Here is a 7,812-nt window from a genome sequence, read left to right as displayed (position 1 = left end):
TCGGATTTTGATTCCGACATGCGAGGGTTCGAGTCCTTCCTCCCCTGCCAAACCGAAGCGAAGCGCGGCGCCCGATGCGGGCGCCGCGTCGTTTAGACCTACTGAGCGCGGTGCAGCCACGATGCTTACCAACAACACCGTTCTGTTCACCGGCAACGCCAACCCGGCGCTTGCCGAGGAAATCGCCAGTGCCCTGGGCATCGAGCTCGGGCGTGCCGCCGTCGGCCGCTTCTCCGACGGCGAGGTCAAGGTCGAGATCGAGCAGAACGTACGGGCGCGCGACATCTTCGTCGTGCAGCCGACCTGCGCGCCGCAGACCAACGAGCACCTGATGGAGCTCTTCATCATGGTCGATGCGCTCAAGCGGGCGTCGGCCGGGCGCATCACCGCGGTCATTCCCTATTTCGGCTATGCGCGCCAGGATCGCCGGCCGCGCTCCACGCGGGTGCCGATCTCGGCGAAGGTGGTGGCCAACATGCTCGAGGCGGTGGGCGTGAACCGCGTGCTCACCATGGACCTGCACGCCGACCAGATCCAGGGCTTCTTCGACATCCCGGTCGACAACATCTACGCCTCGCCGGTGCTGTTGGCCGATCTGAAGACCAAGCGCTATCACGACCTGATCGTGGTCTCGCCCGACGTTGGTGGCGTCGTGCGCGCCCGGGCGCTGGCCAAGCAACTCGACTGCGACCTGGCCATCATCGACAAGCGCCGCCCCACCGCCAACGTGTCGGAGGTCATGCACGTCATCGGCGACATCGAGAACCGCAACTGCGTGATCATGGACGACATGATCGATACCGCCAGCACGCTCGTGAAGGCGGCGGAAGAACTCAAGCAGCGCGGGGCGAAGAGCGTGTTCGCCTACTGCACCCATCCGGTGTTTTCTGGCCCGGCTATCGAGCGCCTCAAGAATTCGCATCTTGACGAGGTGGTGGTCACCAACACCATCCCGCTCAATGCCGCCGGCAAGGCGACCCCCAAGATTCGCCAGCTTTCCGTGGCGTTCCTGTTCGCCGAGACCATTCGCCGCATCTCGGACGGTGAATCGGTCACCTCGCTTTTTTCGGAGCAGAACAACAACTTCTGAGCCGGTTCATGCCCGCATGCCTTCGGCCTGCGGGTTCACACGAGGCACCTGGTCGCGGGTGCCTTCCTTTTGGGAGAAACGCAATGAAATTCGTCGCTTATCCGCGCGAACTGCAGGGGACCGGAGCGAGCCGCCGCCTGCGCAACACCGGCAAGGTGCCGGGCATCGTTTACGGTGCGGGCACGCCGGCCATGGTCGAGCTCGACCACAACGCGCTCTTTCACGCGCTCAAGAAAGAGGCCTTCCACTCGTCGATCCTCGACATGGATCTGTCCGGCGCCAGCCAGCAGGTGCTGCTGCGCGACGTGCAGATGCATCCCTTCAAGCAGATCGTGCTGCACGTCGACTTCCAGCGCGTCGATGCCACCACGCGCGTCAGCAAGAAGGTGCCCCTGCACTTCATCAACGAGGACACCGCGCCGGCCGTCAAGCTCGACGGCTGCCTGTTCTCGCACGTGGTCAACGAACTCGAGGTCGAGTGCCTCGCTTCGCAGCTGCCCGAGTTCATCACCATCGACGTGGGCGAGATGACCAAGGGCCAGTCGCTGCACGTGGACGACCTCAAGCTGCCCAAGGGCATCAAGGTCGTGCTGCGCGGCAAGAAGAACCCGGCCGTCGTCAGCGTGATCCAGCAGGCCGAGGAAGCGGAGCCGGAGGTCGTTGCCGCGCTGGTCGTCAAGGCGCCTGCGACCAAGGCCAAGAAGGAAGAGAAGCAAAACAAGAAGTAAGCGCCCGGCTCAAGGCCGGTGCCCCTGCGGCCCCGCTTCGGCGGGGCTTTTTTTCGCCCGCTCGGCAAGGCATCGCACAAGGAACGTCGAGTTCCCGGCCTCGTGATAATCGCGCTCATGATTCGATTGATGGTGGGCCTGGGCAATCCCGGTGCCGAGTACGAAGCGACGCGCCACAACGCCGGCTTCTGGTGGCTGGAGGCGGTGGCACGCGCGCTGAAGGCCACGCTGCACACTGAGCGCGGCTACCAAGGCAAGCTGGCGCGGGTGAACACGCCGACCGGTGCCTTGTGGCTGCTGGAGCCTCAGACCTTCATGAACCTTTCGGGCAAATCGGTGGCGGCGCTGGCGCGTTTCTACAAGATCGCGCCCGACGAGATCCTGGTCGCGCACGACGAGCTGGATCTGCCGCCCGGCGAGATGAAACTCAAACAGGGTGGCAGCCACGCCGGCCACAACGGCCTGCGCGACATCCACGCGCAGCTCGGCGCCACCGACTACTGGCGGCTGCGCCTGGGCATCGGCCATCCCGGCGTGAAGGCGGAGGTCGTGAACTACGTGCTCGGCAAACCCGCCGCCGAGCATCGCGAAGCGATTGCCGCTGCCATTGATCGGTCGCTCGGTGCGCTCGACGCGCTGCTCGCCGGCGACACGGCTAAGGCCACGATGCAACTGCACACAACGAAACCGCCACGACCCAAGCCCGCGCGCCCTGCTTCGGCAACGCCTCAAAGCCCGGCGGTGAGCAGCGATACCGATCTCCCGCTCACCCGGCCGGCTGCGAAGAACGCGATGTGATCTTCTTCGGCGCCGCCGAAGCGCTGCGACTCAGGGCGAAGGCGGCGCAGGCGGTGCAGCTCCAGCGGCTTCTTCCGGCTGGCCGACGAGAAAGCGGAACTTGGCCCACAGCTGCGGCTTGCTCTCGACCTGAGCCGGATTCACCGGAATGCAAGCCACAGGGCAGACCTGCACGCACTGCGGCTCGTCGAAGTGGCCGACGCATTCGGTGCACTTGCCGGGATCGATCACGTAGATCTCGGGGCCCAGCGAAATCGCCTGGTTGGGGCACTCCGGCTCGCACACATCGCAGTTGATGCATTCGTCCGTGATCATGAGTGCCATGGGCCCTCCAGCTCAGCGCCGAACACGCCCGGGCGCAGGCAAGTACCCTGCGCTGCACCGCGCGGCCGTGCGTGTTGTTTCGATGGACGAACTCATGCCGGATTCAAGCGCCCCGATTGACTGACCCGCTCCCGCAGGCGCGCAAGCACCGAGGGTGCCACGAACTTGGAGACATCGCCGCCGAGGGTGGCAATCTCGCGCACGAAGGTGCCGCTGATGAATTGGTGCTGGTCGCTGGGGGTGAGGAACACGGTTTCCACATCGGGCATTAACTGGCGATTCATGCCGGCCATCTGAAACTCGTATTCGAAGTCGCTGACCGCCCGCAGGCCGCGCACCACCACCTTGCCGCCGTGCTCGACGACAAAGTCGCGCAGCAGCCCGCGAAACGCAATCACCTCCACGTTGGGGCAATCGGCGGCCAGTTCCTGCGCCATCTCCAGCCGTTCGGCGATGGTGAACATGGTGCGTTTGTGATGGCCGGCGGCCACCGCCACGATCAGGCGTTCGAACAATCGGCTGGCGCGGCGCATGAGGTCTTCGTGACCCAGCGTGAACGGATCGAAGGTGCCGGGATAAACGGCGGTGATGGCGGTGCTGGAAGTCACGGCGATTCCTGCGGCAATGCGGACCGGGCAGTTTATGCCCCGGCTTCGGCGCCGCTGGCGGGCCGCAGTAGATGCGCATGCACCCGGCCCGCGCGAGTGTGTCGATGCAGGGCGAGGCCATGCGGCGCTAGGGCGGCCTCGTCGAAGGCGCGGGCGGCCTCCAGATAAAGCCAGCCTTCGGCCGCCAGCACGCGCCGGCCGGCAGCCAGGGCGGTTTCCCACAGGGCGGCCTCGAAGGGCGGGTCAATCAGCACCAGATCGAAGAGGGCGCCGCTGTGGCGTGCCATCCAGGCGATGGCGTCGGCCGCCTCCACGCGCACTTGTGCGGCGCCGAGCCGCTGCTGCACCGCGCGCAGGCTTGCAGCCAGTTTGGCATCGCGCTCGAGCAGCAGCACCTGCGCCGCGCCTCGCGAGGCGGCCTCGAAGCCGAGGGCGCCGCTGCCGGCGAAGGCGTCCAGGCAGTGCCAGCCGCCGAGATCCTGGCCGAGCCAGTTGAACAGCGTCTCGCGCACGCGGTCCGGCGTGGGCCGCAGGCCGGCATGCCGAAGCACCGGCAGCTTGCTGCGCTTCCACCGGCCGCCGATCAGGCGAACTTCACCGGGCACCGAAGCGGGGAGGCGGTCGGGAGCGGTCGACGGGGGGCGGCGCGAGGCGGTATGCACCGTGCCGATTCTAGGCAGCGGCACGAGCGCCGATGACTCACGCCATCACGCTGTTATGCCGCCGTGCGGCCGTGCGGCCGTGCCGCCGTGCCGCCCTGCCGTCCTTGCACCGCGTGCCGCCGTGCCGCCCTGCCGCCCTGCCGTCCTTGCACCTTGCACCTTGCACCTTGCACCTTGCACCTTGCACCTTGCAGCGCACGGCGCTCTACCTCAACGTTGCCGCACGCGGATCGCCCGGCAGGTAGTACCCCGTGACCTGCTGCCAGGCCGACGAGGTGCGTTGCCCCGGCCACCCGTCGATCTTCAGAAAAACGCCCGGAAAGCCGTTGAGCCAGCGCTGCAGCGCACGGGCCTGCGCCAGCACCGCCGCCGAAGCCGGCTTTTGCTTCGCATAGCGCACCACCATCGGCGCAGCATTCGTCGCGGGCGGCGGCTGGTCCGCGATGACCGCGTGGCCGAGTTCGACCAGCCGGCGAAGCAGCGTGGCTGCTCCGCACTGCGCGGAGCGGGCACTGTGCGACCAGCGGCCGTCCGCGACGTACTTGCCCGAGCTGTAGTGCACCGAAAAACTCCACAGGTAGGGCGAACGCACTTCGGGGTGATGAAGCCGGTAGCCGAAACCGTTGTAGCGCTCCAGCTCGTAGAGCAGGCTCGCAAGCCCCCAGTCGGTTTCGGACGACAGGCCGTGCATCGCCAGCGCATCGGCGGCGCTCGGCTCCCAGGCGAAGGGCGGCGTGCCGACGCGCGGTCGGCCGCGAGGCACCTGGCGCGTGCGCGCGCCGAGCGGGTCGCCGTTGTGCAAGTGGCAGTCGAAGCGACCGCCCGATTCCATCTGGTGGACCACGGCGATGAAATGCCATGGCACACCGGTCGTGGCTTCGACCTGCTGATAGCGCGTTTGCTGCGCCAGGATGCGCTGCAGCGTCGCTTCGATCTCGCGGGCGCGTTCGGGCCGCAGTTCGCAGGAATCGAACAACTGCAGGTACTCGCCGCGCAGTGCGGGACTCAATCGAATGGTGGCCATGGGGCGTCTCCTGCTGAGCCGAGAGGACGCCTGGATTACAGACGCTGGCTGCCGGCGTGCCAAGCGGGTGCGGCGTGCGGAACAGGGGGCTTCTGTGCGGTCCCTAAAATCCTGGAACATGTTCAGTTTTTTCAAGAAGAAGACGGCGCCGGCCGAGCTGCCCGCAGCGCTGCCCTTAGAGCCGCCGCCAGAGCCGCCGCCCTTGGAGCCGCCGCCCTTAGAGCCGCGCCCCGAGCTGCTCGCAGAGCCTGCCGCCATGCCGCCCGAACCGCCGGCCCATGCGCTCGAGCCGCATACCCGGCCTGCGCCCGAAGCTCGTGCCGCTCTGGAGCCGGCGGCAGCGGCAGGGCAGCCGGCCGAGCCGGCGAAGCGCTCCTGGCTCGATCGCTTTCGCAAGGCCGGGCCGAGTGAAGTGCCCGCGGCGACGCCGCCTGTGCCGGCGACCGAGCCGCTGCCATCGCAGGCGTCGCTTGCAGCACCGGAGCCGGTCCGCCAGCCCGCCGCTCCGCTCGCGCCGATAGAGCCCATCGCCCCGCCTGAGCCGCGTGAGCCTGCTACTTTGATCGCCCCCTCCGAGGCCGAATCCGGCATGGCCGACGTCGAGCCTGCCGCGGAGGCGCGACGCCCCTGGTTCGACCGTCTCAAGCTGGGCTTGCGGCGCACGGGCAGCGGTATTGCGCAGGTCTTCACCGGCACGCGCATCGACGAAGCCTTGTACGAGGAACTCGAGGCCGCCCTGTTGATGGCCGACGCCGGCGTGCAGGCCACCGAGCACCTGCTCGCCGACCTGAAGCGCCGTGTGAAAGAGAGCAAGGCCGACACGCCGGCGGCCGTCAAGCTGCTGCTGGCCGACGCGGTGGCTGCGCTCCTTGCCCCGCTGGAAAAGGCACTGGTGATCGGCGAGGCCGAGCCGACGGTGATCATGGTCGCGGGCGTAAACGGCGCCGGCAAGACCACCACGATCGGCAAGCTCACCCGCCACCTCGCCCAGGGCGGCGTGAAGGTGCTGCTCGCCGCGGCGGACACCTTTCGCGCGGCAGCGCGCGAGCAGCTCGCCGTGTGGGCCGACCGCAACCGGGTCGAAATCGTGAGCCAGGAAGGGGGCGACCCGGCCGCCGTGAGCTTCGATGCCGTCAAGGCCGGCCAGGCGCGCGGCTGCGAGGTGGTGATCGCAGATACCGCGGGCCGCTTGCCGACGCAACTGCACCTGATGGATGAGCTGAAGAAAATCCAGCGCACCATCGGCAAGGCCATGCCCGGCGCGCCGCACGAGGTGCTGCTGGTGGTCGACGGCAACACCGGACAGAACGCACTGGCGCAGGTGAAGTCATTCGATGCGGCACTCGGTCTCACCGGCTTGATCGTCACCAAGCTCGACGGTACCGCCAAGGGCGGGGTGCTCGCCGCCATTGCCCTGTGGTCGCGCGAGCGCGAACGCACAGGCGGGCGGCCCGTGCCGGTGTACTTCGTCGGTGTCGGCGAAAAGCTGGAGGACTTGCAGACCTTCAGCGCACGCGAGTTCGCACAGGCGTTGCTGAGCTGAGCGCGTGTTTGCCCGGCCGGCTCAGCGCTTGGGCCGGTCCAGTGGCATGCGGTCCGATTCGAGTTCGTCGAACCATGTCGAAGGCGTCGGCTCGGTGGGCGCGTTGTCGCGCCGGCTCGAAGGGTCGGGTGCCTCGAGTGCGGCGTCGAGCGTCGCTGGACTGCGGGAAAGGGGGGCGACGGCTCCTTTCGGTGCGACTCTCGGCTCACGGCTCGTGCTCGGCACGGCTGTCAGTGGGGCCGTCGGCACCACGCCGCTCTCCAGGTCGGGCAGCGGCCCGCGCATGCTCAGCGCGGCGCCTTCATCACTGTTCGCGCCTTTGGGCGTCGGCACGATCTGCTCGCGAACCGCGTCCCGGTGCGGCAAGGCTTCCTCGTTCCACTCGATCACGCGCACGCCGGCCTTGCGCAGCACGCGGTCCATGCGGTCGTGGCGCTTGCGCGTGCGCTCGCTGTCCTTGTTGAGCGGGCGCCGAACCTCGACCACCGCGATCACCTGAGAGGCCGGGTCGCAGATCACCAGGTCGGCGCACAGCTGGCCGACTCGGCGCATCCACTCATGGTAAGAATTGCGCGTCGGCACGCGGATGAAGCGCGACACGGGCACCTGAGCCAGCACCATGTAGTCAGGCAAGGCCTGCGACAGCAGCGTGTAGGCGCGGCGCTCCTGCTGCGTGAGGATGCGCGTGGCTTCAGGCGGCCAAGCCGCCACGGTGTCCAGGGCGTCCACGCGTTGAGGCCGTGAGCCGCTTTCATCGCCCTCGGTGCCTGCACTGCGGCGGCGCCAGAGCCAAAAGCCCGCGACAACAGCCAGCGCGGCCAGCGCAAGCAGAGCGATCGGGTCCATGGTCCAAGTCTTTCTCGAAGCGAAGGCATACCGTAAGACGGCGGCTCGTAGGCGTCAATGCGACAGGGAAAGACGACGGTTGCCAAACGTGTCCGCCTGCGGATCGGCGCACTCCTTCACGGTAGCAAGGGCAATACCCGATGGGCGCCGAAGATGCTCCGCGGCCTTGTGCGGCGCGCCGCACAAGGC

At 67.7% G+C, this 7,812-nt stretch carries 9 protein-coding genes; 4 read left to right on the top strand and 5 right to left on the bottom strand.

What is annotated here, in order from left to right:
* Positions 1 to 121: 121 nt before the first annotated feature.
* The 3 genes from H0W40_RS18180 to pth all read left to right on the top strand — a co-directional run bounded on the left by H0W40_RS18180 (position 122) and on the right by pth (position 2,616).
* Positions 122 to 1,090, top strand: a complete 969-nt coding sequence (locus H0W40_RS18180) for a ribose-phosphate pyrophosphokinase (RefSeq protein WP_292449098.1) — start codon at positions 122 to 124, stop codon at positions 1,088 to 1,090.
* 83 nt (positions 1,091 to 1,173) lie between these two features.
* Positions 1,174 to 1,818 carry a 50S ribosomal protein L25/general stress protein Ctc gene (locus H0W40_RS18175; RefSeq protein ID WP_292449097.1) on the top strand — a complete coding sequence of 215 codons (645 nt, stop codon included), beginning with the start codon at positions 1,174 to 1,176 and terminating at the stop codon, positions 1,816 to 1,818.
* 117 nt (positions 1,819 to 1,935) lie between these two features.
* On the top strand, positions 1,936 to 2,616 hold the full coding sequence (gene pth / locus H0W40_RS18170) for an aminoacyl-tRNA hydrolase (protein WP_292449096.1): 681 nt from the start codon (positions 1,936 to 1,938) through the stop codon (positions 2,614 to 2,616).
* 30 nt (positions 2,617 to 2,646) lie between these two features.
* Here the strand turns inward: pth and H0W40_RS18165 are convergent, their stop codons facing one another.
* The 4 genes from H0W40_RS18165 to H0W40_RS18150 all read right to left on the bottom strand — a co-directional run bounded on the left by H0W40_RS18165 (position 2,647) and on the right by H0W40_RS18150 (position 5,234).
* Complete coding sequence (locus H0W40_RS18165) at positions 2,647 to 2,940, bottom strand: YfhL family 4Fe-4S dicluster ferredoxin (protein WP_292449094.1); 294 nt, start codon at positions 2,938 to 2,940, stop codon at positions 2,647 to 2,649.
* 92 nt (positions 2,941 to 3,032) lie between these two features.
* Positions 3,033 to 3,548: a pantetheine-phosphate adenylyltransferase gene (gene coaD, locus H0W40_RS18160; RefSeq protein ID WP_292449093.1), complete on the bottom strand. Its 516-nt coding sequence runs from the start codon at positions 3,546 to 3,548 to the stop codon at positions 3,033 to 3,035.
* A gap of 32 nt (positions 3,549 to 3,580) precedes the next feature.
* Entirely contained in the window at positions 3,581 to 4,153 is a 573-nt protein-coding gene (rsmD, locus tag H0W40_RS18155; protein WP_292449091.1) for a 16S rRNA (guanine(966)-N(2))-methyltransferase RsmD, read from the bottom strand.
* Positions 4,154 to 4,415: 262 nt separating this feature from the next.
* Positions 4,416 to 5,234 (bottom strand): hypothetical protein, encoded by an 819-nt coding sequence (locus H0W40_RS18150; protein WP_292449089.1) that lies wholly within the window; start codon positions 5,232 to 5,234, stop codon positions 4,416 to 4,418.
* Between the two features lie 118 nt (positions 5,235 to 5,352).
* Between H0W40_RS18150 and ftsY the strand changes: the two genes are divergently transcribed.
* On the top strand, positions 5,353 to 6,777 hold the full coding sequence (gene ftsY / locus H0W40_RS18145) for a signal recognition particle-docking protein FtsY (protein WP_292449087.1): 1,425 nt from the start codon (positions 5,353 to 5,355) through the stop codon (positions 6,775 to 6,777).
* 21 nt (positions 6,778 to 6,798) lie between these two features.
* Here ftsY and H0W40_RS18140 read toward each other — a convergent pair whose 3' ends face one another.
* Positions 6,799 to 7,623, bottom strand: a complete 825-nt coding sequence (locus H0W40_RS18140) for a DUF2726 domain-containing protein (protein ID WP_292449085.1) — start codon at positions 7,621 to 7,623, stop codon at positions 6,799 to 6,801.
* Positions 7,624 to 7,812: the final 189 nt, after the last annotated feature.

Source organism: Methylibium sp. (genome assembly GCF_013817345.1).
Classification (GTDB): Bacteria; Pseudomonadota; Gammaproteobacteria; order Burkholderiales; family Burkholderiaceae_C; genus Methylibium.
The sequence above is the reverse complement of the archived record's forward strand: the minus strand, read 5'-3'. Positions and strand labels throughout refer to the sequence as shown.

What these genes read in the sequence shown, in the direction of transcription:
- H0W40_RS18180 (WP_292449098.1), top strand. Translation starts at nt 122, where the DNA reads ATGCTTACCAACAACACCGTTCTGTTCACCGGCAACGCCAACCCGGCG.
- H0W40_RS18175 (WP_292449097.1), top strand. Translation starts at nt 1,174, where the DNA reads ATGAAATTCGTCGCTTATCCGCGCGAACTGCAGGGGACCGGAGCGAGC.
- pth (WP_292449096.1), top strand. Translation starts at nt 1,936, where the DNA reads ATGATTCGATTGATGGTGGGCCTGGGCAATCCCGGTGCCGAGTACGAA.
- H0W40_RS18165 (WP_292449094.1), bottom strand. Translation starts at nt 2,940, where the DNA reads ATGGCACTCATGATCACGGACGAATGCATCAACTGCGATGTGTGCGAG.
- H0W40_RS18150 (WP_292449089.1), bottom strand. Translation starts at nt 5,234, where the DNA reads ATGGCCACCATTCGATTGAGTCCCGCACTGCGCGGCGAGTACCTGCAG.
- ftsY (WP_292449087.1), top strand. Translation starts at nt 5,353, where the DNA reads ATGTTCAGTTTTTTCAAGAAGAAGACGGCGCCGGCCGAGCTGCCCGCA.
- H0W40_RS18140 (WP_292449085.1), bottom strand. Translation starts at nt 7,623, where the DNA reads ATGGACCCGATCGCTCTGCTTGCGCTGGCCGCGCTGGCTGTTGTCGCG.